The organism is Pseudoalteromonas sp. KS88, from assembly GCF_004766475.1.
In the GTDB taxonomy this organism is placed as follows: domain Bacteria; phylum Pseudomonadota; class Gammaproteobacteria; order Enterobacterales; family Alteromonadaceae; genus Pseudoalteromonas.
The window spans coordinates 93,588-120,490 of record NZ_PYHV01000019.1; the positions used below are offsets into that span (position 1 = coordinate 93,588).

Below are 26,903 nucleotides of genomic sequence, written 5' to 3' on the forward strand. Positions count from 1 at the left end.
ACACTACAACACAACCAGCGTGCCGCATAAATATTATAATGCACAAGTGTAGACTCACACCTTTTAAACAAGATAGGCCAACTGAGACTCCCCACACAAAATAAAACTCACAACTTTAGCTGTGCATATACGCACATAACTTGTTTGTAGTTCGCTATTTTCTTTTGATTCGGAACGGGCTATCTTAGTTTTACTAAATCAAGGAGCCGTTCAATATGTTTAAAAATACTCAGTCACGTTATGGCTTAGTCGCAATTTTCCTTCATTGGTTCATGGCATTGATGGTCATAGGGTTATTTGGTTTAGGGCTATATATGGTTGAATTAACCTACTACGATAGCTGGTATAAAGGGTCAATGGATTTACACAAAAGTGTGGGTATTACATTGGCATCTTTACTTATATTTAGGTTTGCATGGCGGGCATTGGGTACACAGCCAGATCCAGTTGCAGGCTCAAGCGCTCTTGTTAATAAAATAGCGCACAGCGCACACTTAGTGATCTATATATTACTGGTTTGCATCGTGATTTCAGGGTATTTGATTTCAACTGCAGATGGTCGCTCAATTGACGTGTTTACGTTATTTAGTATTCCCGCCATTGAGTTATCAGTGGAAAATCAAGCGGATATTGCAGGTAAAATTCATTATTGGGCAGCATGTAGTTTAATAGGCCTTGTAATTTTGCATGCACTTGGGGCATTAAAACATCACTTTATCGATAAAGATAAAACCTTAATTAGAATGATCAAACCACAAAAGGATGATTAAAATGAAAAAATTACTTGTTACTGCAGCTGTTGCTGCAACACTTTTTGGTGCCACAGCTGCACAAGCAGCAGATTACGTTATTGACACAAAAGGTGCTCATGCGTTCGTTAATTTTAAAATTAAGCATTTAGGATATAGTTGGTTACATGGCCGTTTTAATACATTTGATGGTGAATTTAGCTATGACGCTAAAAACCCAAATACATCATCGATCATGGTTAATATTGATACAAAAAGCATCGATTCGAATCATGCTGAGCGCGACAAGCATTTACGCGGCAAAGATTTTTTAAATGTTGATAAATTTCCAAATGCGAGCTTTAAAAGCACATCAATAAAGTTTGATGATGATGGCGATGAAGCGAATGTTACCGGTGAATTTACACTGCACGGCGTTACGAAAACGATTACATTTGAAATTGATAAAATCGGTGAAGGGACGGACCCTTGGGGTGGTTATCGCGTTGGGTTTGAAGGCGAAACAAGCCTCAAGTTAGCAGACTATGGAATTGATTATAATTTAGGTCCAGCATCTACACACGTGGATATCGGTTTATATATTGAAGGCATTAAGAAGTAATTTTATCTTTTAGTCGTATATATTAGAACAAGCGCCTCATTTTCTTGAGGCGCTTTTGTGTAAGTGGTGGGCTAAAATAGGTTTTAAATGCTCAGGTAGCCATCGAAGTAAAATATCATTATATGCGTTAGTTTGTTTTACCTTCATAAGGGCCTTATTAAGTAATGCTATATGTTCCTTACCTTGGTCAGTATTGGTGCATCCAATATAACCCAAGCTAAAATCTGATGCCTCTTGCAGTTGTAATTGAGTTAACTCTGTGTCGAAGCCCATCTTTTTAGCCATATAAAAGTGTTCACTCGGGTAGCCTAACAATATATCTATTCTCTGCTTGTTCAACATATAAGTGAGGCTTGAAAGTGTATCTCTACCAGGGCGGATTATGATAGATGCATCGGCACTATTATTAATTACTTTATCGATTTCAAGACCATATGAGCGACTCATTGAAATACCCAAAGTGAGCTTTTTATTGTTTAACAAAGAATTGAACGACTGGGGTATTTGTTGATCCAATTCCAACTTATCGATTAAGTTTTTATGTATTGCAACAGACGGTGATAAACCGAGTGTAGAGCTTTCTTCACTGAAGGTAATATGTTGGCGGCGGTGATCACTTTGATAAAGTGAAAGCATACAATAGGTTTTATTAGGGTTTGACACTTCGAGCAGTGCTCGGCTGGAGGGGAAGATAACACGATTAAAAGTATAGCTGGGTAATTCTTGCTCTAATAATGAAATGATACTTTCATCTCTGCCTGTGCCGATGAATTGATCAGATAAAATGTAATATGGGGCAAAGTCAACGACAACCCAATTGATAGTATTACTTGTGGCCGACACTGGCAGCGCGAAAAGAAACATGGAAAGTAAAATGCTACGAAACATATAAGTACTACTAATTTACAGGCTCATTTAATTAGTGTAGCAGGATAATTTTAGCTTGATAAAGTAAAACGCCAGCAGATGCTGGCGAATATCGTGTTGGAATACAAATCAATATTGATTAGTTAGCTTTTAACCACTTAACAAATTGACGTGCATCGCTTGCTTTGGTGAATAAGGCATTTTTAAGACCTTGTGTGTCTGAAAAAATAACACGTTGTTTATTCACTGAAATTGATTGCACCGGATGGGCAATTTGGATCATAGATCCGTTATAACTATAAGACATAATAAAACTCACTTTTTTCTTGTTATCTTTGTGCTGCTAAATCTTTTATTAGCTCAAAAGCACAATTAGACGACCATGTTGTGTTTAGCTTCATTACAGTGTTGACGATCTTTATGACATTTATGCGAACATATCTAAAAATATGACGTATTCTGAATTAGGGTTCTCGCCGTACGATAACTTAGCTTTATAATATACGTATTTGCGGGCTTACTGGATCAGGGTAAAGGGGTTAACCGCTAGGGCTTTTTTATAGCCAAGGAATAATATTACATTTTAATTTCTAGCTTTACAAGCTTAATTTAAATTTATCTGGAGTTTGAGTGGTTTTCATTGTATCTTTCTTGGGTAAGTACAATTAATAAGCAGTAGTTTTAAGAAATGAAATACATTTTTGTCAGTGATATTTTTGGGAAAACAGCACACCTCTCTCATTTTGCTAAGCAGTTCAATACTGACCATCTCATTATTGACCCTTACAATGGTGAACTACAAACAGTCACTGATGATAGCCAACAATACACGCATTTCATGAGCAAATGTAATCATGACGGGTATCTTAATAAGCTTAATTCCATTTTTGCGAATGTTGCAGATGCAACGACGGTAATTGCTTTTAGTGCTGGTGGTGCAGCGGCTTGGCGAAGTATAGCGCACGTAAATAACCCCCATATTAAAAAGCTTATTGCATTCTACCCAAGTCAAGTTCGTCATCATCTTGATATTATTTCTCCTATTCCATGTGAATTTATATTTGCGAATGAGCAACATTTTGATATTCAGCACGTGATAAATAACTTGAGTGCGCAAAAACAAATAATATGCACAGTGACTGATTATAAACATGGGTTTATGAATCCACTGTCTAAAGGGTTTAATAGTGCTGGTTATCAACAACTTTGCCGATATTTATTATCTTAAAACATCACAAATTAATTATTACAGCTATACTTAAATTTTACATGGAATTTAAGTATCATGATTGAATCAACAGTGCCTTATCAACACTTTTTATCGAATCCCATAGCCAAACCACCATGTAGAATGACCAATGCTAATATGTATGGTTTTTTTGCCGAAATTGAAATAGAAAAAGTACAACAATACATTGATGCCACACTCAACAAGGCTGCCCCAGATGCGACGAGTTTTAATGCTTTAGGAGAGTTTGTACTCATTACCTTCACCGATATTGAAAAAATAGCCTCGATTACCCCTCCTTTTGATAATCAAGGGTGGATGCAAGAGACCGACATCATTATCTGGTTGCCTGTTGTCAAAGTTGAACACGGTGATATAAGTCACCTATATTGGTATCCTGCTTTTATATGCGTTAACAATATTTACGCACTGATTAATGGCCGAGAAACATGGGGTTACAATAAGTATTTGTGCGAATATGAAATGCCAAACTCAGTATCAGCACTTTCGCCATTTTCGATTTCTTTAGCGTGTTTCAAACACTTCTCACCAAATTCAAAATTACAAATGCATGAATTGTTTTCTATTAAGCAAACGGTTAATAAAGAAGATAACTCATTCCTATCTGCACTTGATGGCTTTGGAGATCAGGTAGCGAACCTTTTCGAAGGTGGTCATTTTGGTATTGATCTATCTTTGATTAAACAGTTGCTTAAAGGCTTTATTAACCCACAAATGGATCAAATTCTATTCAAGCAATTTCCAGATGGGGAAGGCGAGAATGCAGTTTACCAATCAGTAATGCATTCACCATCTGAGATAAAAAAGGTACATCAATTAAAACTTTTAAAGTCAGACTTCACCCTAAACCTCAATCAGTTGGACAGTTTTCCTCTTGCCGATATGTTTGGTTTAAAACTAGGGAATCAACCTCTACACCTACCATTTTATATTCAAATGGACTTTGATCAGCTACCGGCAAGCCAACTTTAAAGCGACCTATTAAAGGAAATAATATGACCCAAGAAAGAGTAGTTATCATAGGTGGCGGTGTGTCGGCTATGACTGCTGCGCTCTATCTGACAGAGCAAGACGATTGGCAGCAACACAGGAGTATTACGGTATATCAACAAGGTTGGCGTTTAGGCGGTAAAGGAGCCAGCGGGCGAAATGCAAAGTATGGGCAACGGATAGAGGAACATGGTTTGCACGTTTGGTTTGGGGCTTATGTTAATAGCTTTAAAACCATCGAAACTGTATATGATAAATTGCAAAGACCAGAAAGTTGCTCATTATCAACCTGGCAACAGGCTTTGAAGCCACACAGTTTTGTTGCGCTTGAAGAATACATTGACTCAACATGGCAAACTTGGCCTCTAGACTTTCCTTTACTTCCAGGCAACCCGTCACAAGGTAGCCTTGATATTACAGCGTGGGACTTTGTAAAAATGACGCTGGCGTGGCTAAAAAAATGGATAACTGACATACAAAGTGAAGCCTCAAATGCTAATAAAAGCACGCAGTTAAAAACGAAAAAAACACGCGATAAATCTCTATTAAGTCATTTACAACAGCAGTTAGAAGATTTAGTAGATGATACTGAAGAAGCTTGGCAACAATTTAGCAAAGATATCGAACAACAGGCGCATGAAATAAGCTCAACTCCGAGTTTGTTAATTACTAAACTCAATCATTTTGTTCATGGGCAAGAAACCTTAAACCCACAAGGGAATGAAAAAAAAGACGGCCTAGTTATTTGGTACGTAGTTAGGAAACTTAAGCGTTGGTTAAATAGCGAGATCAGAGATTTATTAGACGAGAATTCAGATTTAAGACGCTTATATATTTGTGCCGATTTAGCGATTGCTATGTTGGTTGGTCTTGTAAAAGATAAAGTATACCGTGATGGGTTTGGTGTAATTAATAAATACGATTTTAGGCAGTGGCTAACAAAAAACGGCGCAAATGTGCAATACAGTGTAAATTCTGCACCGGTGCGTGGTTTTTACGATCTCGTATTTGCTTATCCAAAGGGCGACTTTAGTAAGCCTAATGTTGAGGCGGGTGTTGCTGCACTTGCTATGTTGCGTATAGCCTTGTGTTACCGAGGTGGCGTAATGTGGAAGATGCAAGCAGGAATGGGGGATGTGATTTTCGCGCCCATTTATGAGTTGCTACAAAAAAGAGGCGTTAAGTTTGAATATTTTCATCAACTACAAAACCTCACTCCAAGTCTTGATGCTAAAGGCGAGTACATTGTAAATACAATTGAATTACAACAACAAGTATCATTAAATTCAACAGCGCAATACCAACCCCTGGTCAATATAAAAAGTTTGCCGTGTTGGCCAAGTGAGCCACTTTACGATCAATTAAATTCAGAGCAAGCTGCTTTATTACAGCAAAATAATATCAATTTAGAATCATTTTGGAGTGACTGGCCGGCAAAATACCAAGCCTTTTATGGTCGGCCGCTACCACGTAAAATCTTAAAAGTTACTGATGATTTTGACAAAGTGATTTTGGGTGTTTCTGTGGCATCACTGGAACATATTTGCCCTGAATTATTAGAAATAGATAGTTCATTTCTTGCTCAAGCTAATAATGTTAAAACCGTGGCAACGCAAGCAGCACAGTTATGGCTGACAAAAACAGATCAACAGTTAGGTTGGCAATATATGCCAGCCAGTGAAGAGGGGCCTATATTAAGTGGTTTTAGCGAGCCTTTTGATACATGGGCTGCAATGTCAAACTTAATTGACAAAGAGCAATGGCCGCTGAACTCTTCACCTGTAAATATTGCTTATTTTTGCAGTGCTTTTCCGTGTGATGACTACCCACCTCAGAGCGATCATGAATTCGTAGTAAGTGCAAAAGCACAGGTTAAAGAAAACCTTGAAAGCATGCTAAAAAATAATATGGAGCCGTTATGGCCATTGGCTTATCAGCACAAAAAATTCGATTGGTCAGTACTATTTGGATCAGGGCAAGTTGATAAATCATCTATTGACGATCAATATTGGCGTGTCAACGTCGATCCGAGTGAGCGCTATGTTTTGTCTGTGACAGGTTCAAGTAAATATAGGCTGGCAACCAATGAAACTAAATTTACTAACCTATTTATTACCGGGGACTGGATAAAAACGGGCGTAAATGCGGGCTGTGTTGAAGCGGCGGTTATGGCAGGAATGCAAACTTCTCGGGCAATATGTAACTATCCTGAAAACATAAGTGGGGAAAATGCCTTTGAACCCAGTAATAATTAATTAATCTTTCTTATCACAGCGGTTTTAGTCGATGGATTAGTCTATAATTGGCCATATAACAGTATGTTTACATACATATTTGAATATGGTCTTTGCACATTTATACCCAAGGTTACTTTATGACAAAAAACATATGGTTGATATGCTCATCAGGTTTGATTCTTCCGCTTTATACTCAAGCTCTTGAAAATGATGATATTCTGCATAAAAGTGATATGGAAGTTATCGAGGTTTATGCGCAAAAGAGAGCGCAAAAAATTGAAGACGTTGGTATCGCAATAAGTACTGTAAAAGGCGATGCGCTTAAAACACAGCATTTTAAAGATTCTACAGAGCTGTCTGTGTTTGCGCCAAATTTAAAAATTAGCCAAAATGCAGCAGAAGGTACGCCACCGGCTGTTAATATTCGTGGTGTAGGCTTGGTTGATTATAATACGGCAAATACATCGCCAGTGGCTATGTATGTCGATGACATTGCTGTAGGTTCTGCAAGTAATCAAATAGTTAACCTATTCGATATTGAACAAGTTGATATTTTGCGTGGTCCACAAGGAACATTATTTGGGCGTAACTCTACGGGGGGAGCAATCCTTATCCGTTCTAAACGTCCAGAATTCGAACAAAGTGGTTATATTACAGCAGGCGGTGCTAATAATAATGCATCAAGCTTCGATGCTATGTTCAATTTACCGATTAGTGAGAATACAGCGGTTCGGGTGGCACTTAATCACCAAGACTATGAATATTCTACCAATAACATATATTTAGATGCCCCGACAGCTGGAATGGAGCAAACAAATGGTCGTGTTTCTTTTTTAGCTGATTTTGATACTGTTCAAGTATTAATTAAAGGCCATGTTTCTGATTGGGATGGTATCGTACAGCCAGTTGGCAGTATTGGTATAGTTGCTAACCCGCTCACCGGAGAGCGGTGTACGCCTGCGCAAGCTGGCTCATCGGCATGTTTCGATAATTTTGGATTTAATGTTGGGAGTGATGACTTTTATACTGTGAATGTTAATAACAATTCACCGCATAAAACCGATGGAAAAGGGATGAGTGCGCATTTAAATTGGCAATTGGATTCAGACAATGAATTTATCTCATTAACCAGCTACAACACACTCGAACGCTTTCATGCATTTAATTGCGACGGATCACCCGCTAGATTGTGTGAAGGAAGCTTAGGTTTAGACACTGATCTTGTGACTCAAGAACTGCGCTTACAGTCAAAACTCGGTGAACACTTTTTAACAACGGGCCTTTATTTTTCTGATGAGTCTATAGGGCAGAATAACGTTAATGATATTTTGCGTGATTATCGTGGTATTTTGCCAACAAATGTAACTGCTACATTTTTCTATGATAATGAAATAAAAACTCAGAACATCGCTGCATTCAGCCAGATTGACTATCAGTTAAACGAAAAATGGTTAATCACGGCCGGTCTTCGTTATTCTTATGAATCACTCGATTATGACTCAGTTTCAACTTTGAATGTGGTGGTTGACCCTACTGATTTAAAAGGGGTTGAAATTCCTTTTTACCATGTTAAAGGCAGTCAATCAGATAATGGCTTTTCTGGACAATTGGGTGTTAATTATAAGATAGATGATTTTACATCCGGTTATTATCGTTTTGCCAATGGCGCAAAAAGTGGTGGTTATAATGGTGGTTTTTTATCGTCTGTTGAACAAGCTCAACTTGCAGATTACCAGAAGGAGCGATTAAACGCTCACGAAGTTGGGAGCAAATCATGGTGGCCACAACAAGGTGTTCGTTTTAATTGGGCAGCTTTTTACTATGATTATAATGATCAGCAAGTGTTTATGAATCAACCTTCAGCCTTTGAACAAAGTCCACCCGTTCAATTATTAGAAAATGTTGCAGACTCTGTTATTTGCGGCGTTGAGGCTGAATTAGATTATTGGATAACCGGCGCGTTTAATATAAAGTTTGCACTGGGTTACATTCCTCATGCAGAGTTTGAGGAATATGTTGACCCCTTAGGCAATGTGCTTACAGATAACCGCTTGCCGTTTACCTCTGAATGGAATCTCAGTGCAGGAGTTGAATATAGTGCAGATGTAGCAAATAATCCTTTAAAAGCTCAATTAATCGTAGATTATCAATCAGATTATTATTTTGACCAAAATCAAAACCCTTATGCGATGCAAGATGGATATAGCATCGTGAATGCAAATTTTCAGTACCAAATAGATAACTGGGGATTTGCTTTATGGGGTAAAAATTTATTCGATACACAATACAGCCATTTAAAATTTGATTTAAGCTCTTTCCTTGGCATGCTTGAAGATTTTAAGGGTGAAGGTCGACGTTACGGGCTGGATATTAGCTATCAGTTTTAACTGCGCGTTTATAATTTAAGGTGTCAGTATGCCAAGACAGGCAATGCTAAAAATATTACTGTGTATTTTATTTTTGTTTTTTAGTAACTTAGTTGTTGCCAGCGCGCCTGAGCTATTCAATTACACTGAACAAGAAAGTAAAACTAATTTATTGCAAAAAGGCCAAGTGCTTGAAGTAGTTAATGGCTCATTTCCTCGTAATAGTTTTGAAGTTGATGCGTGGTTGCAAGGCAAGCAGCCGCAAACAAGAACCACTTTTTTTGGCGGTAGCTTTTGGTTTGTTATTCATTTGGAGAACAAAACTGATTTAAATGAGCTTGTGCTTTATCCGTACAACACGTTGCTTTCAAAAATTGAAACACGTATTTATGATATGTCGGATGCCGAGCAGCCTGTAAAGCGCTATGAAACAGGTGGTTTATCACCTAACGAATTTGCATTTCACTATGGCAATAAAGTGCAATTAACGCCAGGTACACCTTACATATTAATTGCGAAGTTCCAAAGTGATTACTTTTATACGCCACCTAAACTAGTACTTGAACCTTACGACGAATTCTTCAAAAAAATTACTTCTGACAATATGATCATGCTGCTTTGTTTTGGCGTTGGCATTGCATTAGGATTATATAATTTACTTATCTATTTTGGTGCACGCGACGTTACGCACCTTTACTATGCGCTATTTACAGCGTGCTGGGTTTTCGCATGGAGTCAGTTTTTTCATATCCCGGATCAAATATTTGGTTTTTATAGTGCACATCTTCACTGGGTTGGTTTTACTTTAATTCCACTAACGAATATTTTATTTTTTAATAGCCTACTTAAGTTAAGAGAAACATCTCCAAAGCTATCAAGTTTATCAATTGGCTTAGGTATTTTTGCAACTGCAGGGGTTCCTTTTGCAGTGGTGTGGCCAGGATTTGGTTTTATTTGGGCGACTTTAGTCACAGGTGCAACACTGTGCTTGGGGATGGTTGTTGGTATAAGAAGTTGGATGAGTGGCTTTAAACCCGCGCGATATTTTGTCTTAGCGTATTTGGCTATGGCCATTCCGAATATGATTGGTAATTTAACGAATCTTGGTCTAATTGAACCAGTTTCGATGGATCTGTATTTACTGGGCTTGATTGGTACTTCACTTGACGCGATGTTGCTTGCTTTTGCAGTGGCGAACAAATTTAGCTTGCTACATGACAGTAACGTTGAATTGACCAAAAACCTAGAACAAAAAGTACAACTACGCACGCAAGAGCTCCAGCAACTAGCTGAAGAATTACGTGATGCTAGTGAGGCTAAAAGCCGTTTCTTAGCTAATATGAGCCACGAGATACGAACCCCTATGACGTCGATCATCGGGTATGCTGATGGCATAATTTTAGGTGATATAAAGCCGCACGAGCGTAATCATGGAATACGCGTAATTTTACAAAATAGTCGCCATGTACTTGGGTTAATCAACGACATACTTGATATGTCGAAGATAGAAGCAAACCGATTAGAGATCGAACTTGTTGAGACTGACTTGTTTGCAACTATCGCCGAAATAGAGTCGTTGTTAGGTAAGCAAATTCGCGATAAAGGCTTAAAATTTAAAGTTGATTATGAATTTCCTTTACCTGATTGGATTGTGTGTGATCCAACAAGATTAAGACAGATACTTCTCAACCTGGCAACTAATGCACTTAAGTTCACAACAGTTGGCCATATTCAGTTGGTTGTGAGTTGCTCGAAAAACAAACTTAAAATAAAAGTGAAAGATACAGGTATTGGTATGACAGACAAAGAGCAAAAGGAGCTGTTCACGCCTTTCTATCAAGCTGATTCATCTATATCACGCAAGTACGGTGGCACCGGCTTAGGGTTGAATATTTCTAAAAACTTAGCGACTAAGCTAGATGGAGAAATAACAGTTCATTCAGAAGTAGGCAGTGGTAGTGAATTTTGCTTAGTTTTAGCACTTTACACAACTGAGCGAACCCATTGGGTTGATTCATTTGATGATATACGTAAAGAGGAGGTAAAAAATACTGCGCCTGATAATTTACAGCGAAATTTGGTGGGTGAAGTTCTAGTAGCAGAAGACCACCCAGAAAACCGACAACTAATAAAACGAATCTTAGAACGGATGGGTTTAACTGTCACTGCTGTAGAGAATGGCCAAGATGCCGTACAAGCGACTCTGGATGAGCATTTTGACTTGATATTGCTCGATATTCAAATGCCAATTATGGACGGTGAGCAAGCTATTCACATTATGCAAGCGACGGGATTGACTACCCCTATAGTTGCATTAACTGCAAACACCATGAAAAACGAAGTGGACCGCTACTTAAAGCAAGGCTTTGTTGATCACATTGCTAAACCAATCGATAGAACAAAATTCAGTCATAAAATTGCCAGTTACCTTGATATTGATATTGCTGATGACGTAAAACTGCCAGAGCATGAATTTGAGTTACTAAAAAAAGATTATATCTGTGGTCTAAAAGCGCAGCGAGATACCTTATTTAATCAGTTTCAAAATGCAGATATGAAAGGGTTTGCGCAAAGTGTTCATATGATAAAAGGGACAGCGGGTATGTTTGATTGCAAGCTGCTTTACCAACAAGCTGTTGAACTTGATAGGTTACTTAAATCTGATTCGGTTACTTTTGATAGTCAACGTGTTCAGGCTTTACTCACCGCTATTGATGAGATCTTAGTTGAAGAAACACCTAACTGACTATTTAGCCGTTGAATAATCAGTATTCTTCTTTTGTTAAAGACAATGAACAACGCCCATGCTTAAATATATACCTAAACTACCTCACTATGCAGAATTCAGCGTTTCACAGGGGCTTAATATCAAAGCGTTACTTTGCAACAATGGCCATCCGTTTTAACTCCAGCTGACACTTGCACCTTGAGGTGGCTTGGGTATATTTTCTTGCAAGGGGGCGTATGCAATATCAACATATATCAGTGCCTAAAGATGGCGAGCAAATTACAATTAATGAGCAGGGGCAGTGGCTCATTCCTGACAACCCTATTATTACGTTTATTGATGGTGATGGCGTCGGTCAAGATATCTCCCCAGTTATGCGCGATTTGGTAAATCATGCCGTAGCGCATTGTTACAAAAATAGACGAAAAATTCATTGGCTCGAAGTTTATAATGGCGAGAAAGCAGCAAAGCTATACGATGGCGATTGGTTTCCTCAAGAAACAATACATGCTGTTAGGCAGTTTAAATTAGCAATAAAAGGACCGCTTACAACACCGCTTGGTGGTGGGTTTAGGTCACTCAATGTTGCACTTCGACAAGAAATGGATTTATTTGTCAATATGCGCCCAATTAAAGGTTATAGCGCGTTACCTTCACCTTTAAAGCACCCAGAAAAAACAAACATCGTCGTGATCCGTGATAGTTCTGAAGATGTTTATTCTGGAATTGAGTGGCAAGCGGGCAGCGTTGAGGCTGAGAAAGTTTTGGATTTTTTATGCCAAGAAATGGGCGTTACTCGGTTGCGGTTTGACCAACAATGCGGCATCGGAATTAAAAACATATCTAAAGAAGGTTCTGAACGAGTTATGCGTTATGCGCTTGAGTATGCACTTGAGCAAAAAAGTGAGTCGCTTACAGTCGTTCACAAAGGGAATGTTTTAAAATTTACAGACGGCGCATTTAAGCGTTGGGGCTATGAGTTAGCAAAGCGTGAATTTGGTGCTATCCCACATGATAATGGCCGTTGGTTAATTATTAAAAGGGAGAATGAGCCGTCGCTCGTAATTAAAGAAGTTATTGCTGATAACATGCTACAGCAAGCTTTAATGAATCCAGAGCAATTTGATGTGGTTGTGACAACCAATCAAAATGGTGACTATCTCGCTGATATGTTAACCGCTCAAGTAGGAGGGATTGGAGTTATGCCAGCGGCAAATTTGAATAATCAAGTGGCTTTTTTTGAACCAACTCATGGTCCATTTGAACGCATTGCAGGTACAGATAAAGCAAACCCTACAAGCAGTATTTTAAGTGCGGTTATGATGCTGCGGTTTATGAATTGGCATGAAGCTGCACAAGCGATTGAAAATGCATTATCAGCAACATTTGAAGCAAATGAAATGACGTTTGATCTGGAAAAACACGGTCATAGCGCGATAATCCTCAGTTGCAGCGAGTTTGCAAAGAAGATTATCGAACGTATTGAACAATCATGATTTAGGCTGCATTTTCGTTTTTAAATGCAACTCGGTACATGCATGGACGATTTGTTAATTGAGCGGCACGCTGATAAATTTCTTGCGCATCATCTTCATTACTTGGTGTACCACTGAGAGTATCCATTAATGCAACAACAATAATTGCAGGTACTTGACAGCAATACTCATCGAGCACTGCCGTTGTTGTTTGTGCGTCTACGTGGCAATGAGGGTGTGCGTGCTCAACTTGGTACGCATTTAATAAAGCTTGAGCATCGAGGGTGTCATCATCCTGATGTTTATTTTTACGGCATTTACAGCCAAATTCATCAACTAATGTTGCTAATGCTTGGTACACACACTCACTTGTTAGTGTTGCTTTAGCGCAAAGTTGTTGTTCAATAAAAGTATGTAAATTACCATCAATGAATAAACCGTCTTGTTGGGTGAAGCTTGCTGTAGTTTGCATCATAATCATGTCTCTTAGTTAGGTGAGTGAATCATTTTATATGAATTTACTCTAGCCCCTAAAGCACTATTAATGAAATTGTTGTTTTCAATAACTGATATTGATTTAATCAATAAAAAAAATGTTGGGTATAGCCCAAGCCACTTATCTATCAGCAATCGTGCTTGCAAAGTCTATTAATTCGCGGCGTAACCATTGGTGAGGGCTTGCGTGGTGCAGTAAAGGACTCCATAGCATTTTGACTTCAATTGGCACCACTTGAAAAGGGACTGGACTAATGACTAGATCGGTGTGTTTTGCCAGCAGCATTGCTTGTCTACGCGGGAGTGTTGCAATGAGTTTCTCTGATTGACAGAGTAAGCTTGCTACCATGTAATGACGCGTAAACACCCGAATATGACGGGTTTGCTCTAATTGCCACAGTGCTTCATCGACCCAGCCAAGCTTCTGGCTCCCCGATTTATTGGTGACAGCGGCTTCAGCACCCCAACCAGCGCGGTTGACCCAAATATGTTCAGCAGCTAAATAATGCTCTAAATCAGGTGAGTCTAAATATTTATTTGCAGGATGTGTAAGGCAGCAGTAATTATCACGCCATACAGTTGCCTGATGAAAAGAGCGGGGCATACCATTAAAACGATTAATGGCTAAATCTATTGTCCCTTTTTCCATGTCTTGTAAGTTAACATCACTGGGGCTAAGTACATCAAAATTGAGCCCGGGGTGTTTTTCAAGTTGAGATGTAATAAAAGGCGCGACGAGTGTAGATTCTAAATAATCATTCGCCATTATTCTAAATGTAAGTTCAGCATTGGTAGGGTTAAACAATTCGCTGGGTTGAGTGATTGCCTCCGCCATTTTTAATAAGGCTTCTATTTCAGGTTTAAGGCTCAGCGCTTTTGCTGTTGGGGTCATATTACCAGCTGCTCTAACTAAGAGCGGGTCTTCAAATAAATCACGTAGCCGTTTAAGTGCGTTACTCATCGCAGGCTGTGTTAGTGCAAGTTTATTTGCTGCTTTTGAAACATTCTGTTCATCAATGAGCACATTCAGGTAGACAAGTAAGTTTAGATCGACATTCCTAATATTCATTTGATCAATCTTATTCATTCGCTTTATTAATTATCTAAATTTAAGCCTGCTTGCTATGGTATGTAAACCGCTAAAGTAAAATAATCATTATAAGCTATAAAAATATGCCTAACTCCAAACCAGAACATTATGAAAATCAGTCCAATAAATGCAATCTCGAAGACGTTATTGCAACTAAGCTTGCGCGCGCTGTATTTGCTGGATTTGAGGCGATGTTTGCTGAGTTTTTGAATATAACTTTAGGCGCTCAAAGCCGCTTTGAGCAAAGGCAATGGCTTGATGTCCAAGCTGCTATGCGTGCCCGACTACAAGTGTATGAGCGTCAAGTTGCCAATGTTAGTAGTGCGGTTAAGTTAATAGCATATAAAGAATACGATGATGAACGTATCTGGCAGCAGGCAAAAAACATCTATGCGGCTATGGTAAATAATCATGAAAATCAACCAATAGCACATACCTTTTTTAACTCTACATTTGGAGCATTATGGCATGGGAGAAAAATCCGTACAGTGCATTTATTCGTTTTAAAGGCGAAATATCGCACAGCTCCTCGACCATTTGATAATCTAGTAAAGCGTATTTCCCTTAAAAGAGGTTTTGCTAGTGCTGTAACTGAACTGATATTAGCGCAAGCGTTTAGAACTCCATTTGATAATTTCTCACAAGACGTATCTGTTTTGCAAAGTACGTTGATGCTAGGCGCGAAACAGCAATGTCCTCAAGTGTATGAATTAATTAATTTGAACGACGGGTATATAGAATATGCAAACTCACTGTTTTTTCGAAATAAAGCATGCTACTTGATTGCTCGCTGCATAGCTAAAAATGGTGATAACATGCCCTTTGCTGTGGCAATTTTAAATACTGAAGAAGGCTTAAAGTTAGATGCAGTGATGATGGGGGCTGATCAGTTGAGTTTACTATTTGGTTTTGCGCGCACCTATTTCATGGTTGATACAGATCAGCCTGCTCGCTATGTCGATTACCTAAGTGTGCTCATGCCTCACAAACAGCGATTTGAGTTATTTAATGCTATTGGCTTCATAAAGCATGCTAAAACAGAATTTTACCGCTACAAAGTTGACACAACAAAGAACAGCCCACCTACAGATAAATACATTGCAGCGCCAGGTACACCGGGTATGGTGATGCTGGTTTTCACGACGCCTAGCTCTGAATATGTATATAAAGTTATCAAAGATAAGTTTAACGCACCAAAAACAGCCACAAAAGCACAGGTAATGGCGAAGTATGATTTTGTAAAACAAGCCGACAGAGTAGGGAGGCTGGTAGATACCCATGAGTTTAGGTATTTAGCATTCGACAAAAACCGTTTTAGTGATGAGTTGCTGGCTGAGATGGAAAAGGTGGTTGGCGACAGTTTGATTATTTCAAATAAAGCGGTGATTTTGAAACATGTGTATGTTGAGAGAAAAATGACGCCGCTCAATCTATATTTAAATCAATGTGATAATCAACAACTTGAAAACGTGATGATTGATTACGGTAAAGCAATAAAAGAGCTGGCTGGTGCAAATATATTTCCAGGAGACATGTTAATGAAAAACTTTGGCGTAACCCGATGGGGGCGCGTCGTTTTTTATGATTATGATGAAATCTGCCCATTAATCGAATGTAATTTCAGAGACATGCCAAACAGTGATAACCCATTGGATGAGCTTAGCGCACAAAGCTATTTTGATATAGCACAAAACGATGTTTTCCCTAGTCAATTTACCGTTTTCTTTAGCGCAAATACGGCTGCTTACGAGGTGTTTATCCGCCACCATAGTGATTTGTTTGCAGCCAGTTTTTGGCAGAGTTGCCAAACAAAAATTCACGCAGGTGAAGTGTACGATGTATACCCATATAAACAAAGCTGGCGATTTAAATGAGAATAAGTTAGCCACAAGTCTGATAGCCAATCATTTATAAAAAGGTACACTGACATTTTTAGTTGCAGATAAAGGGTAAATTATGAAATTTATAGGTGTATGTTTGTTAGCGTTTTCTTCTTTTTCGATGGCTAATCCACTACTAGGTAGCTGGGAGTTCGTTGAAGGGAAATATGCCGTAGACGGTGGCTTTGTTAATGCCAAGGCTCCACAATTAACTTCAGTGAAGCTAATAACCCCCACTCACTTTAACTACATTACTCAAAAAGATGGTAAATTCCATTATGCTGGTGGGGGAAAGTATGTGTTAAAAAATCAACAATTCGTTGAAACTTTTTCTTACGGCAATATTCCTTCATTACTTGGTAAAACCATGGCTTTCGACTACAAAGTAGAGGGCGATCTGTGGCATCATTCATTAACTGAAAATGGTAAATTGGTCGAAGCCGAGGTATGGCGAAGAATTAATTAAAGAGAGGGCTTTGTGCAGTATATTTCTCACGATGATGAAAACTTAACACTATGTAGAATAGAAAAACCACAAATTAAACCGCATGAGGTATTAGTTAAGGTCGCTGCAATTGGTGTAAATCGCGCTGATAGCATGCAACGTCAAGGGAAGTATCCTGCGCCTAAAAGCGACAGCTTTATTTTAGGCTTAGAATGTGCTGGATGTGTAGTTGAAATAGGCAGTGACGTAGATAAACAGTGGCTTGAAAAGCCTGTATTTTCATTGTGCGCAGGTGGGGCTTACAGTGAATACGTTGCAATAGATGCTAAACAACTTATGTGCCTACCTGAGGGCATATCAATGGCTGAAGGGGCGGCCATATCTGAAGTCTATTTAACTGCATTCGGTGCGCTTTTTCAATTAGGTAACTTACAACAAGGACAAACTGCCCTGATCCATGCTGGCGCAAGCGGTGTGGGAGGTGCAGCTATTCAAATGGCGAAGTGTGTTGGAGCAACGGTTGTAATAACCGCGGGCAGTGAGGAAAAATGCCAGCATGCCAAAAAACTGGGTGCAGATCATGTAATCAATTACAAACAAGTCGATTTTGTAGAATATATGAAAGCTCATAAATTATTGGCAAATGTCATCGTTGACCCTGTCTCAGGACGCTATTTAAATAAAAATGCTGCCATTGCCGCAATGGATTGCCAAATCATAATGCTGGCATTTTTAGACGGGCGTTTTGCTGAAGTTGATTTCGCCCGATTACTACAAAAGCGTATCTCACTCCATGCTTCAACGCTTCGCAACAGAAGTTTAGAGTTTAAACGCCAATTACGTAACGGGTTTGTTGATAAGTTTTACGCCGATATTGTGAGTAAAAAATTCGATTTCAACATTTATAAAATGTTACCTTGGCAACAAGCTAATGAGGCACATCGTATATTAGAAAATAATGAGAATGCAGGTAAAGTGGTATTACTCGTAGAGTAATTACATTGTACAGCTTTAAAACGAATGATCTGCCCATATAACAGTGAGTATCTAGAAAGCGAACTAAGGCAAAACATGAACCCTATTATAGCAACACTAAAAGAGCACAATGTAAGTGATGAAAAAGTACATGAGCTTTTCCAAGCGTTTACACAAAATCCAATGATGGCTATGGCGCTTGTACAGCAGTTAGGTATTCCACCTGAGAAGCTTCAAGCTTTGATGGGCCTGGTAATGACGAAACCAGAGCTTATTAAAGAAGCAGCAGAATCTTTGGGTATTAGCGATGGTGAACTAGAAAAAGCGAAAGAGCAGTATAAAGGTCAGTAATCATTTACTGTTAATCGATTAGCTTTAATTATGCATTATTAAAGCTAATCAACCTGTGTTTATAGAGTGTATTGATACGTTAGTTTATACAAAATTGGTTGATAACTGTCTATTACATGAAAACTTAAATTTCCGTTAAGCCCCAAATAATTGCTGCGACTGTAGTCAGTGCCATTAAAACAAAGTAGACAATCCCCACAAAGCCATAAGTAATTAACGCGGCAATAATGCCTTGTTTGTAGATGCGCTTTTGCATAATAAATAGATAAACAGGTATCCAAAGTAATATTACAAAGCTTATAAACGCTAATACACTCGCTATGGCAGCAGCTAAACCACTACCAGTGAGCATTAATTGGTCGTGAGACACGTCAAAAATATCAATTAATAACAGACTCATAAAGATAAAACTATGGCTGTGTAACGCAATTGTTAAATGTTCCATATAGAGGCGTTTTGAACAGATAAAAACAATTTTCAGCAATACAGCAAATAGTGGTAACAGCACAAACATTAATTGAGGAAGTTTGCCAAGCACTTCATTAATCAAACGGTTTGTATCTGACGTGAAGGTTTTTTTTGCTTTCTCTGTAAGTGATGTAGCAAAATCACCTAGCTTCTTGTTGCTTTCATTCGATAAAAAGCCGAACGATACATTAACACTATCTTTGTTATTTTGCAGACCACTACTTTGTTGATTTAATTTTATTCGCTCAAGTTCTAAGGTGATTAACTTACGGGTGCTTGCAGTGAGCTTTGCATTTGCTTCAATTGTGCCATCAAGGCTCAATTCTTCTAAGTAACGATTAAAGCGAATTAATTCAGCATTTACCTGATTTAACGTTTGGTTTTTTTCTTCAGCGTCTAACGTTAATTTCTGTTCATTGAGTGATTCAATATGCTTAGTCACTTGGTTTATCGCAACTTTATTGCTATTAAGATCCAGCTCAGGTTTTTCTTCAGCTGAAACTGTAAGTTTTAAAACAAGAAAAAACACAATACTGATAAATAAGTAGAGTCGTAAAGGAGGCACGTAATGAACCCGCCTACCAGCAAAGTACTCACTCGTTAAAAAGCCAGGGCGAAACATTAAAGGCCAAATGGTACGGCTAGCCCGAGAGTCAAAACTAAAAATATCATCGAGTAAGTGTAAAATAACAGCCCAAAAATACTTTAATGTCGAATCGAGAGATTGCCCGCAGTGAGAGCAAAATTCACCAGAAACTGTTTGGTGACAGTTATCACATTTTTTAGAAGGTGTTAGTTGTTGGGGCACTTCGTCTTTTTCAATAATTGTCGGCTGGTCGTGTGAAGATGAAGGGGTATTATGCTTTATAAGCTGATTCTCTAGCGACATAAGAACACTGATTAGTTGAAATCCATTTAACGAATGCACAAAATAATAACACTTTGTTACACTAAAACCACAAGTGTTTTATAAAAAATTAATTTTAAAGGTGATGACTGCAGCAGTATCTGCTAAATTCAACAATGACAACGAGGTATTTCATAGTTGTTAGTCATAGTGATAAATAACTGTGACCAAATAGCCAAAACAGGAGAATTAAAATGGCGTTTGAAGTTAAGTTTGAATTATCTGATACTGATTTAGAGCATTTTCGCGATGTAATGCGAAAAGCTCAGCAAGGCGCACAGGCACTCAGTGAGCAGGTAATAATTAATAATGCTAAAAAAATCAGCTCAAATATTAAGGAAAATGTTCCAGAGTTTGTGCGTCTTCGTATTAAAAAATTAGAAACATTTGTCGCAATGATTGAAGATAGTGAATGGCAAATCCCTGAAGAAGAGCGTGTGGAAATTTTAAGTGCATTGGCTTATTTTAGTGATCCTGAAGATCTAGTGCCTGATCATATCCCCGTTTTAGGCTTTTTAGATGATGCAATTATGATAGAACTAGTTGCAGGTGAATTTAATGACGATGTTGAAGCATTTGAAGAGTTTTGCGCTTATCGTAGCCGTGAAACAGCACGTAACTCTGATGCATCAATCACACGTGACGAATGGTTAGATTCAAAACGCCGTGAACTTCATAGTCGCATGCGCAGCCGTCGTAATGAACGTCGTAATGCTGGGCGTTCTTCATTCCGCTCAGTATTTTAAGCGAAATTAAACTATCAAGAAGCTGATTAACACTCTTTTTTATAGCCCTTTGCTACTTAAAATAGAGTGTTTTTTACAGCTGAGCGCATAGTAGTTTAATCTAGCATTCTACAATGAGCTAACATCTATTGCGTATATATCAAGTCGCTTTTGTATTTTAGCCCGCTATTCTTAGGCAAGCTCAATTCCCACATTAAGTCTATCACCTTACATTTGATTATTTCGAACATATGCACTGATCATAACCGCGGTGCTGTCTTTCGGGGAGAGTAAATGAACAAAAACTTGTCGTTTCTTAAGAGCTAAAAAACCTGAGCTAACATGTACGCTAAAGCGACAACCAGTAACAGAGCTATCAATAATAACGCCTTGTAATTAATTTTCGCTATTGAAACTTTGCTCTTTACTGATACTTATTTTTGCTGGGATATGTGTCTGTAATCGATTAACTTCCCTTAGCTGCCTGCTTTCAATTTTCATAGGGTAGGTGAGGTAGAGTAACTTTTCAGGTAGCACAGAACTCGCTAAAATTGTGGTGGCAAAAGCAACGCATGCTCCCCGTTTTCCCTTAAAAACATGTCAAATAACAGCAACATTTCTTTCTTTTAGAATATCACTATACACATTGATCTTAGCATGCTTGGGTACTTAAAATTAAATACTTTCCAGCTTCATAGCCAACAAGAGTAAGCTTAAATCGCATAGCTAGCGAGTTAGTAAATTGTACATCGATTAATTTACCCAGTAATAAGTCTAAAAAAATTCAGCTTTATCTTGTTGACAAGGAAGGGTCTGAACTGTTGCCTACATGGGTAATGGCCGTGAGCAGGACGCGCAAGCTTTGCTCAGTTTTGACTTAGCCCACTAGATTACAAACCTCGCGCCACGATTAAATCTCCCCTAGTTTGAACGAATTTTAATCCACAAAGGTCAACAAATCCCAGCTCTGATTCATGAATTGTTACAAAAGCAGGTGAACTTAAGAAGGTGGCGTTAGTCCATATCATAAATTAAAACGAGGTATAAACAGTGAAGTCATTATACAAATTATGGAAAAACAACCGCTCTCTCATCGTATTTATTTGTCTAATGAGTGTGTTTAGAAGTGCGGTTGCTGACTGGTACGAAGTACCAACAGGGTCAATGAAACCTACAATTGTTGAAGGCGATCGTATTTTTACAGATAAAATGGCTTATGACCTTAAACTTCCTTTTACTAAGGTATCGCTACTCAAAATTTCGAAGCCTAAAAGAGGGGATATTATTGTTTTCGATTCTGTCCCAGCAAATAATCGATTGATTAAACGGGTTGTGGGTATTCCTGGTGATACCATTGAATTTAATAACAATGTTCTGACAATCAATGGGCAAACTTTAGATTACACTCAACTTGATGAAACAATCGTGAGTGTTGATCAAAATGAAGACTTACTCGGTGTTAAACACCAAATTAGGATTGCTAAGCATGCATCTGTACAACAATCATTTGCTGCTATTGTGGTTCCTGATGGCTACTACCTTGCGATGGGTGATAACCGGGATAACAGTGCTGATTCCCGTGTCATAGGGCTTGTTCCACATAGAGAAATACTCGGCAAAGCGACCCGAGTTATTCTTTCGTTAGATTATGATGACTATTACTTACCTAGGAAAAATCGATACTTAACTAAGTTGTTATAATGAGTGCTCGGCCCACCTGCTGAATTTGCATTGCATCCATGCTATCCATCGACAAAGACCATGAACGATGGATACACGCTTTAATGATGATCAAGGGGGCTATCCGAGCTGGCTTTGGTTTATTTTTTTTCCAATACTTCTATTTCTTTTAAAATTTGTTCAGCTTCATGAGTGAGCATTGAGTAACTTTTAATATCGCCATTTCGCTGTGCATGCATAGCTTGTTCGAGCTTTGCGCTGTAGTCTTTATTTAATTTCTTGAGAGGATCTTTTTTGAAAAGCGAGAACATGCTGATTCCTTATGTGGCGAAAAGTGTGAGTTGGTATACAAAATTTATATGATTATTATCTGTTTATACGTTTGGTAAATATAATTCGATTAGTTTTCATTAAATGTAATTGCGTACTAGAGTCTGTTGATCTTTATGGGTTAGAGTTTGTTCAAACTCGGGGCGGTTTAACCTCGGCGCGAGGTTTGTAACCTAGTGGGCAGTCGATGACTGCTCCTGCGTTATTCTGCAGTCTTAAATCTATGTGAAAATAACTTAACCGAGCAAAGCTTTCGCGTCCTGCTTATACTTGTTCCCACCATCCGTGTAGGCAACAAAGAGCAAACCGTCCCAAGGCATAAAAAAACCGCTGACTTCAGCGGTTTTTGTTATCGATTAAGGCTAAATTACATAACACGCATGCCTGGCTCTGAGCCATCGTCTGGGTTAAGAATATAGATTTCTTTACCACCTGGTCCTGCTGCTAGCACCATACCTTCTGACATACCAAAACGCATTTTACGTGGCTTAAGGTTGGCTACCATGACAGTGAGTTTGCCTTCAATGTCTTCAGGTGCATACGCTGACTTAATACCCGCGAATACTTGGCGTGTTTCGCCACCTAAGTCGAGTGTTAGTTTTAGTAGTTTATCAGCGCCTTTAACGTGTTCTGCTTTGGCAATTTTAGCTATGCGCAGGTCTACTTTTGCAAAGTCATCGAATTCGATTTCATCGGCAATCGGCTCTTTTACTAGTGGGCTATTTGGATCAATAGTGACTTTTGGCTCTAGGCTTTCTTTTGATTCTTCAACCATTTTATTTACTTTATCCATTTCTACACGTTGCATCAGTGGCTTGAATTTATTGATAGGGTGGTTTACTAATGCATTTTGAACACCGTCCCACGCAAGGTCATCATTTAAAAACGCTGTTACGTTCTCAGCCATTTCTGGTAACACAGGTTTTAGATAAGTAATTAATACGCGGAACAAATTAAGGCCAAGCGAGCACACTTCATGCGCTTCTTGCTGTTTTGTTTCGTCTTTAATTAATACCCAAGGAGCTGCGCCATCAATAAATTGGTTTGCTTTATCGGCAAGGGCCATAATTTCACGAATTGCGCGGCTATATTCACGGTTTTCATAATTGGCAGTAATGCTCGGTGCGGCTGCTTGGAACTCAGTTAAAAGTTCAGGCTGCATAATCGTGCTGCTTAACTTGCCATCGAACTTTTTAGTAATAAAGCCAGCGCAACGGCTTGCAATGTTTACTACTTTACCTACTAGGTCTGAATTTACACGTTGGGCAAAATCTTCAAGGTTTAAATCAAGATCAATAATGCCGCTGTTTAACTTAGCCGCGTAGTAATAACGAAGATATTCAGGGTTTAGGTTATCTAAGTACGTACGCGCTTTAATAAACGTACCTTTAGATTTAGACATTTTCTCGCCGTTTACCGTTACAAAACCGTGGGCAAATACATTGGTTGGCTTTCTAAAGTTGGCACCTTCAAGCATAGCTGGCCAAAATAGGCTGTGGAAATAGATGATATCTTTACCAATGAAATGATAAAGCTCAGCATCAGAGCCTTCAGCCCAAAACGCATCAAAATCAATGCCTTTTTTATCACATAGGTTTTTAAAGCTGGCCATGTAGCCAATCGGTGCGTCTAGCCATACATAAAAGTATTTACCTGGTGCGTTTGGTATTTCAAAACCAAAATAAGGGGCATCGCGGCTAATATCCCATTGTTGTAAGCCATCAGTAAACCATTCATCTAGCTTGTTAGCCATTTCTTGTTGAATAGTGCCTGAGTGTAGCCATTCTTTTAACATGCCTTCAAACGCTGGTAAGTCAAAAAAGTAATGCTCTGAGTCTTTTAATACCGGCTCTGCACCAGACATCACTGAGCGCGGGTTAATTAGCTCTGTTGGGCTATACGTTGCGCCACATGCATCACAGCTATCACCATTTTGGTCTTCTGATTTACAGGTAGGGCACGTACCTGTAACGAAGCGGTCTGGTAAGAAAATACCTTTTTCAGGATCGAACAGCTGGGAAATAGTGTGCTTTTTTATGTGTCCAGCCGCATTTAAGCGGTTGTAGATTAATTCGCTGAACTCTTTATTTTCTTGGCTGTGGGTACTGTGGTAGTTATCAAATTTGATATAGAAATCAGCAAAGTCACGTTGACGCTCAATACTAACGTTTTTTACCATTTCTTCAGGCGTGATCCCTTGCTTTTGCGCATTGAGCATAATTGGCGTGCCGTGAGCATCATCGGCGCAAACGTAATATGTTTCGTGGCCCTGTAGTTTTTGAAAACGTGACCAAATATCAGTTTGAATGTATTCCAATAAATGACCTAGATGAGTTGGGCCATTGGCATAAGGTAATGCGCTGGTAATAAGGATCTTTCGCTGTGCCATAATCATTCCGAATTGACGGTTCCAGTAAAGGAACGGATGAAAATCATAATTTTATCAGCAAACCGGTAGCAAAGTAGTGACTGGTTGGCTGATTTTCATTAATTGACTGGTGTTAATGCCGTGAATGTTACATAATTCCGAGGCAATTTTCATCAAAGAAACGCTATTTTATTGCTATGTTTGGACTGTCGAAATTATTCTCTTCTAAATCGGTGCAAAAACAACCGATAATTGCCGCTTTAGCCGCTTATCGAAGTGCTGCATTTGCAGTCGGTATTGATGAGCTTTTTATCAAAAATATTCAATCTAACGATGATAAATCTCTATTAATTGAGCTTACACTTCCTTTTGCTGCATGCTCAGAAATGCCTGCTGTGGCTAAGTTTGTCAGTGAACAAATTAATAAGGTTGTCGACATACATGCCTCAGTACAGCTTCCTGCTGATTATAAATTTAAAAAAATAAAACACATTGTTTTAATTGCATCCGGTAAAGGTGGAGTTGGTAAATCGACAACTGCGGTTAATTTAGCGGGCGCTTTAAAACAAGAGGGTGCAAAAGTAGGTATATTAGACGCGGATATTTATGGTCCATCAATTCCTATGCTGCTAGGCCTTGTAGGGGCTAAACCCACGGCTAAAGATGAAAAACAACTATACCCATTTGATGCAAATGGTTTAAAAGCACAGTCTATTGGATTTTTAGTACCTAGTGATGATGCCACTGTGTGGCGTGGGCCGATGGCGTCTGGTGCATTAACGCAGTTGTTAAATGAAACCATTTGGGGTGAGCTTGATTACTTAATTGTTGATATGCCTCCAGGTACCGGTGACATCCAATTAACTATGAGCCAAAAAGTACCTTCAAGCGGCACGGTTATCGTTACTACTCCACAGGATTTAGCACTGGCTGATGCGCAAAAAGGCATTGCTATGTTTAACAAGGTAAATGTGCCTGTGCTAGGTCTAATTGAGAATATGAGCCACTTTATTTGCACACATTGTGGTGAACCTAATCACGTATTTGGCAAAGACGGGGCCATTAAGCTCGCACAGCGTCATGGTGTGCCTGTACTTTCACACATTCCACTGGCGATAGATATTCGAGAATATTCAGAACAAGGCAAGTTAATAGCCAATGATACCGAGGCAGCCATCAGCATTACCTATGCCAGTGCAGCGCGTTTAATTGCAAGCCAACTTTATTATCAACAACCCCATCATAATCCATTAGAGATTGTGATTACGGACGATTAAAAAATGAGATTATCAGATACCCATATTAAAGAATATATTGCTCAGCAACGCATTGTAATAGAGCCAAGCCCAAGCGATGAGATGATTTCTGGCGTAACAGTTGACTTGCGCTTAGGAAATAAATTTCGTGTTTTTCAGGATCACACCGCAGCCTACGTTGATTTAAGTGGCCCTAAAGATCAGCTTAATAAGGCAATGGAATCAATAATGAGTGACGAAATTGTGCTAGACCAAGAGCAAGCATTCTTTTTACACCCAGGTGAGCTTGCTTTGGCTATCACTCACGAAAAAGTAACGTTACCATCGGATGTGGTGGGGTGGCTTGATGGGCGCTCATCATTAGCGCGTTTAGGGCTGATGGTTCATGTTACCGCACACCGCATAGACCCAGGTTGGTCGGGCAATATTGTGTTAGAATTTTATAATTCGGGGAAACTGCCGCTTGCTCTTCGTCCAATGATGAAAATTGGTGCGATGAGTTTTGAAACGATGTCAGGGCCAGCAGCAAATCCATATAACATACGTAAAGATGCCAAATATAAAGATCAAAATAGCGCTGTAGCAAGCCGTATTAGTGATGATAAAAACGAATAACAGCACTATTCAAAAGTAAATCGCAAAAGACCTTTATCGAGGTCTTTTTTTTTTGC

General features: G+C 38.8%; 23 protein-coding genes. 16 read left to right on the plus strand and 7 right to left on the minus strand.

Annotation, left to right across the window (positions count from 1 at the left end):
* Positions 1 to 215 precede the first annotated feature (215 nt).
* Together C7Y70_RS12635 and C7Y70_RS12640 are read left to right on the plus strand one after the other, a co-directional pair.
* Positions 216 to 770 (plus strand): cytochrome b, encoded by a 555-nt coding sequence (locus tag C7Y70_RS12635; protein WP_135475175.1) that lies wholly within the window; start codon positions 216 to 218, stop codon positions 768 to 770.
* Between the two features lies 1 nt (position 771).
* Complete coding sequence (locus C7Y70_RS12640; protein ID WP_099295666.1) at positions 772 to 1,350, plus strand: YceI family protein; 579 nt, start codon at positions 772 to 774, stop codon at positions 1,348 to 1,350.
* A 36-nt stretch (positions 1,351 to 1,386) separates the two neighbouring features.
* Here the strand turns inward: C7Y70_RS12640 and C7Y70_RS12645 are convergent, their stop codons facing one another.
* Positions 1,387 to 2,238 (minus strand): hypothetical protein, encoded by an 852-nt coding sequence (locus tag C7Y70_RS12645; protein ID WP_167850817.1) that lies wholly within the window; start codon positions 2,236 to 2,238, stop codon positions 1,387 to 1,389.
* A gap of 118 nt (positions 2,239 to 2,356) precedes the next feature.
* Entirely contained in the window at positions 2,357 to 2,524 is a 168-nt protein-coding gene (locus tag C7Y70_RS20515; protein WP_167850818.1) for a hypothetical protein, read from the minus strand.
* Between the two features lie 381 nt (positions 2,525 to 2,905).
* Here C7Y70_RS20515 and C7Y70_RS12650 point away from each other — a divergent pair, with 381 nt between their 5' ends.
* From C7Y70_RS12650 to icd, 6 genes are all read left to right on the plus strand, one after another.
* Positions 2,906 to 3,445 carry a hypothetical protein gene (locus tag C7Y70_RS12650; protein WP_135475176.1) on the plus strand — a complete coding sequence of 180 codons (540 nt, stop codon included), beginning with the start codon at positions 2,906 to 2,908 and terminating at the stop codon, positions 3,443 to 3,445.
* Positions 3,446 to 3,502: 57 nt separating this feature from the next.
* Positions 3,503 to 4,438 carry an acetoacetate decarboxylase family protein gene (locus C7Y70_RS12655; RefSeq protein WP_135475177.1) on the plus strand — a complete coding sequence of 312 codons (936 nt, stop codon included), beginning with the start codon at positions 3,503 to 3,505 and terminating at the stop codon, positions 4,436 to 4,438.
* A gap of 23 nt (positions 4,439 to 4,461) precedes the next feature.
* Positions 4,462 to 6,711: an NAD(P)-binding protein gene (locus C7Y70_RS12660; protein ID WP_135475178.1), complete on the plus strand. Its 2,250-nt coding sequence runs from the start codon at positions 4,462 to 4,464 to the stop codon at positions 6,709 to 6,711.
* 119 nt (positions 6,712 to 6,830) lie between these two features.
* Positions 6,831 to 9,080, plus strand: a complete 2,250-nt coding sequence (locus C7Y70_RS12665) for a TonB-dependent receptor (protein WP_245321503.1) — start codon at positions 6,831 to 6,833, stop codon at positions 9,078 to 9,080.
* A 28-nt stretch (positions 9,081 to 9,108) separates the two neighbouring features.
* Positions 9,109 to 11,805: a 7TM diverse intracellular signaling domain-containing protein gene (locus C7Y70_RS12670; RefSeq protein WP_135475179.1), complete on the plus strand. Its 2,697-nt coding sequence runs from the start codon at positions 9,109 to 9,111 to the stop codon at positions 11,803 to 11,805.
* A gap of 218 nt (positions 11,806 to 12,023) precedes the next feature.
* A complete protein-coding gene (icd, locus tag C7Y70_RS12675; protein ID WP_135475180.1) occupies positions 12,024 to 13,283 on the plus strand; it encodes an NADP-dependent isocitrate dehydrogenase in 1,260 nt (419 codons plus the stop codon).
* A 1-nt stretch (position 13,284) separates the two neighbouring features.
* Here the strand turns inward: icd and C7Y70_RS12680 are convergent, their stop codons facing one another.
* Positions 13,285 to 13,734, minus strand: coding sequence for a hypothetical protein (locus C7Y70_RS12680; protein ID WP_099295783.1), 450 nt, complete (start codon positions 13,732 to 13,734; stop codon positions 13,285 to 13,287).
* 144 nt (positions 13,735 to 13,878) lie between these two features.
* Positions 13,879 to 14,826, minus strand: a complete 948-nt coding sequence (locus tag C7Y70_RS12685; RefSeq protein ID WP_135475338.1) for a LysR family transcriptional regulator — start codon at positions 14,824 to 14,826, stop codon at positions 13,879 to 13,881.
* A gap of 104 nt (positions 14,827 to 14,930) precedes the next feature.
* Between C7Y70_RS12685 and aceK the strand changes: the two genes are divergently transcribed.
* The 4 genes from aceK to C7Y70_RS12705 all read left to right on the plus strand — a co-directional run bounded on the left by aceK (position 14,931) and on the right by C7Y70_RS12705 (position 18,498).
* Complete coding sequence (gene aceK, locus C7Y70_RS12690) at positions 14,931 to 16,721, plus strand: bifunctional isocitrate dehydrogenase kinase/phosphatase (protein ID WP_135475181.1); 1,791 nt, start codon at positions 14,931 to 14,933, stop codon at positions 16,719 to 16,721.
* 82 nt (positions 16,722 to 16,803) lie between these two features.
* Positions 16,804 to 17,193 (plus strand): hypothetical protein, encoded by a 390-nt coding sequence (locus C7Y70_RS12695; protein WP_167850819.1) that lies wholly within the window; start codon positions 16,804 to 16,806, stop codon positions 17,191 to 17,193.
* Between the two features lie 12 nt (positions 17,194 to 17,205).
* Positions 17,206 to 18,168, plus strand: coding sequence for a zinc-binding dehydrogenase (locus C7Y70_RS12700; protein WP_135475182.1), 963 nt, complete (start codon positions 17,206 to 17,208; stop codon positions 18,166 to 18,168).
* A gap of 75 nt (positions 18,169 to 18,243) precedes the next feature.
* Positions 18,244 to 18,498 (plus strand): DUF2999 family protein, encoded by a 255-nt coding sequence (locus C7Y70_RS12705; protein ID WP_099295657.1) that lies wholly within the window; start codon positions 18,244 to 18,246, stop codon positions 18,496 to 18,498.
* A 124-nt stretch (positions 18,499 to 18,622) separates the two neighbouring features.
* Here the strand turns inward: C7Y70_RS12705 and C7Y70_RS12710 are convergent, their stop codons facing one another.
* Entirely contained in the window at positions 18,623 to 19,855 is a 1,233-nt protein-coding gene (locus C7Y70_RS12710) for a DUF3667 domain-containing protein (protein ID WP_135475183.1), read from the minus strand.
* Positions 19,856 to 20,067: 212 nt separating this feature from the next.
* Between C7Y70_RS12710 and C7Y70_RS12715 the strand changes: the two genes are divergently transcribed.
* Both C7Y70_RS12715 and lepB read left to right on the plus strand, forming a co-directional pair.
* Positions 20,068 to 20,619, plus strand: coding sequence for a YkvA family protein (locus C7Y70_RS12715; protein ID WP_099295655.1), 552 nt, complete (start codon positions 20,068 to 20,070; stop codon positions 20,617 to 20,619).
* A gap of 1,029 nt (positions 20,620 to 21,648) precedes the next feature.
* Positions 21,649 to 22,299, plus strand: coding sequence for a signal peptidase I (gene lepB, locus C7Y70_RS12720; RefSeq protein ID WP_135475184.1), 651 nt, complete (start codon positions 21,649 to 21,651; stop codon positions 22,297 to 22,299).
* A gap of 119 nt (positions 22,300 to 22,418) precedes the next feature.
* On the opposite strand, the gene C7Y70_RS12725 is transcribed toward lepB, so the two are convergent.
* Both C7Y70_RS12725 and metG read right to left on the minus strand, forming a co-directional pair.
* A complete protein-coding gene (locus C7Y70_RS12725; RefSeq protein WP_135475185.1) occupies positions 22,419 to 22,589 on the minus strand; it encodes a DUF6435 family protein in 171 nt (56 codons plus the stop codon).
* A gap of 386 nt (positions 22,590 to 22,975) precedes the next feature.
* Positions 22,976 to 24,997 (minus strand): methionine--tRNA ligase, encoded by a 2,022-nt coding sequence (metG, locus tag C7Y70_RS12730; protein WP_135475186.1) that lies wholly within the window; start codon positions 24,995 to 24,997, stop codon positions 22,976 to 22,978.
* 176 nt (positions 24,998 to 25,173) lie between these two features.
* Between metG and apbC the strand changes: the two genes are divergently transcribed.
* Both apbC and dcd read left to right on the plus strand, forming a co-directional pair.
* On the plus strand, positions 25,174 to 26,253 hold the full coding sequence (gene apbC, locus C7Y70_RS12735) for an iron-sulfur cluster carrier protein ApbC (RefSeq protein ID WP_135475187.1): 1,080 nt from the start codon (positions 25,174 to 25,176) through the stop codon (positions 26,251 to 26,253).
* Between the two features lie 3 nt (positions 26,254 to 26,256).
* Positions 26,257 to 26,847 carry a dCTP deaminase gene (dcd, locus tag C7Y70_RS12740; RefSeq protein ID WP_099295651.1) on the plus strand — a complete coding sequence of 197 codons (591 nt, stop codon included), beginning with the start codon at positions 26,257 to 26,259 and terminating at the stop codon, positions 26,845 to 26,847.
* Positions 26,848 to 26,903 lie beyond the last annotated feature (56 nt).

Coding starts and splice junctions, on each gene's coding strand:
- C7Y70_RS12635 (WP_135475175.1), top strand. CDS start 216: ATGTTTAAAAATACTCAGTCACGTTATGGCTTAGTCGCAATTTTCCTT.
- C7Y70_RS12640 (WP_099295666.1), top strand. CDS start 772: ATGAAAAAATTACTTGTTACTGCAGCTGTTGCTGCAACACTTTTTGGT.
- C7Y70_RS12645 (WP_167850817.1), bottom strand. CDS start 2,238: ATGTTTCGTAGCATTTTACTTTCCATGTTTCTTTTCGCGCTGCCAGTG.
- C7Y70_RS20515 (WP_167850818.1), bottom strand. CDS start 2,524: ATGTCTTATAGTTATAACGGATCTATGATCCAAATTGCCCATCCGGTG.
- C7Y70_RS12650 (WP_135475176.1), top strand. CDS start 2,906: ATGAAATACATTTTTGTCAGTGATATTTTTGGGAAAACAGCACACCTC.
- C7Y70_RS12655 (WP_135475177.1), top strand. CDS start 3,503: ATGATTGAATCAACAGTGCCTTATCAACACTTTTTATCGAATCCCATA.
- C7Y70_RS12660 (WP_135475178.1), top strand. CDS start 4,462: ATGACCCAAGAAAGAGTAGTTATCATAGGTGGCGGTGTGTCGGCTATG.
- C7Y70_RS12665 (WP_245321503.1), top strand. CDS start 6,831: ATGACAAAAAACATATGGTTGATATGCTCATCAGGTTTGATTCTTCCG.
- C7Y70_RS12670 (WP_135475179.1), top strand. CDS start 9,109: ATGCCAAGACAGGCAATGCTAAAAATATTACTGTGTATTTTATTTTTG.
- icd (WP_135475180.1), top strand. CDS start 12,024: ATGCAATATCAACATATATCAGTGCCTAAAGATGGCGAGCAAATTACA.
- C7Y70_RS12680 (WP_099295783.1), bottom strand. CDS start 13,734: ATGCAAACTACAGCAAGCTTCACCCAACAAGACGGTTTATTCATTGAT.
- C7Y70_RS12685 (WP_135475338.1), bottom strand. CDS start 14,826: ATGAATATTAGGAATGTCGATCTAAACTTACTTGTCTACCTGAATGTG.
- aceK (WP_135475181.1), top strand. CDS start 14,931: ATGCCTAACTCCAAACCAGAACATTATGAAAATCAGTCCAATAAATGC.
- C7Y70_RS12695 (WP_167850819.1), top strand. CDS start 16,804: ATGAAATTTATAGGTGTATGTTTGTTAGCGTTTTCTTCTTTTTCGATG.
- C7Y70_RS12705 (WP_099295657.1), top strand. CDS start 18,244: ATGAACCCTATTATAGCAACACTAAAAGAGCACAATGTAAGTGATGAA.
- C7Y70_RS12710 (WP_135475183.1), bottom strand. CDS start 19,855: ATGTCGCTAGAGAATCAGCTTATAAAGCATAATACCCCTTCATCTTCA.
- C7Y70_RS12715 (WP_099295655.1), top strand. CDS start 20,068: ATGGCGTTTGAAGTTAAGTTTGAATTATCTGATACTGATTTAGAGCAT.
- C7Y70_RS12725 (WP_135475185.1), bottom strand. CDS start 22,589: ATGTTCTCGCTTTTCAAAAAAGATCCTCTCAAGAAATTAAATAAAGAC.
- metG (WP_135475186.1), bottom strand. CDS start 24,997: ATGGCACAGCGAAAGATCCTTATTACCAGCGCATTACCTTATGCCAAT.
- apbC (WP_135475187.1), top strand. CDS start 25,174: ATGTTTGGACTGTCGAAATTATTCTCTTCTAAATCGGTGCAAAAACAA.
- dcd (WP_099295651.1), top strand. CDS start 26,257: ATGAGATTATCAGATACCCATATTAAAGAATATATTGCTCAGCAACGC.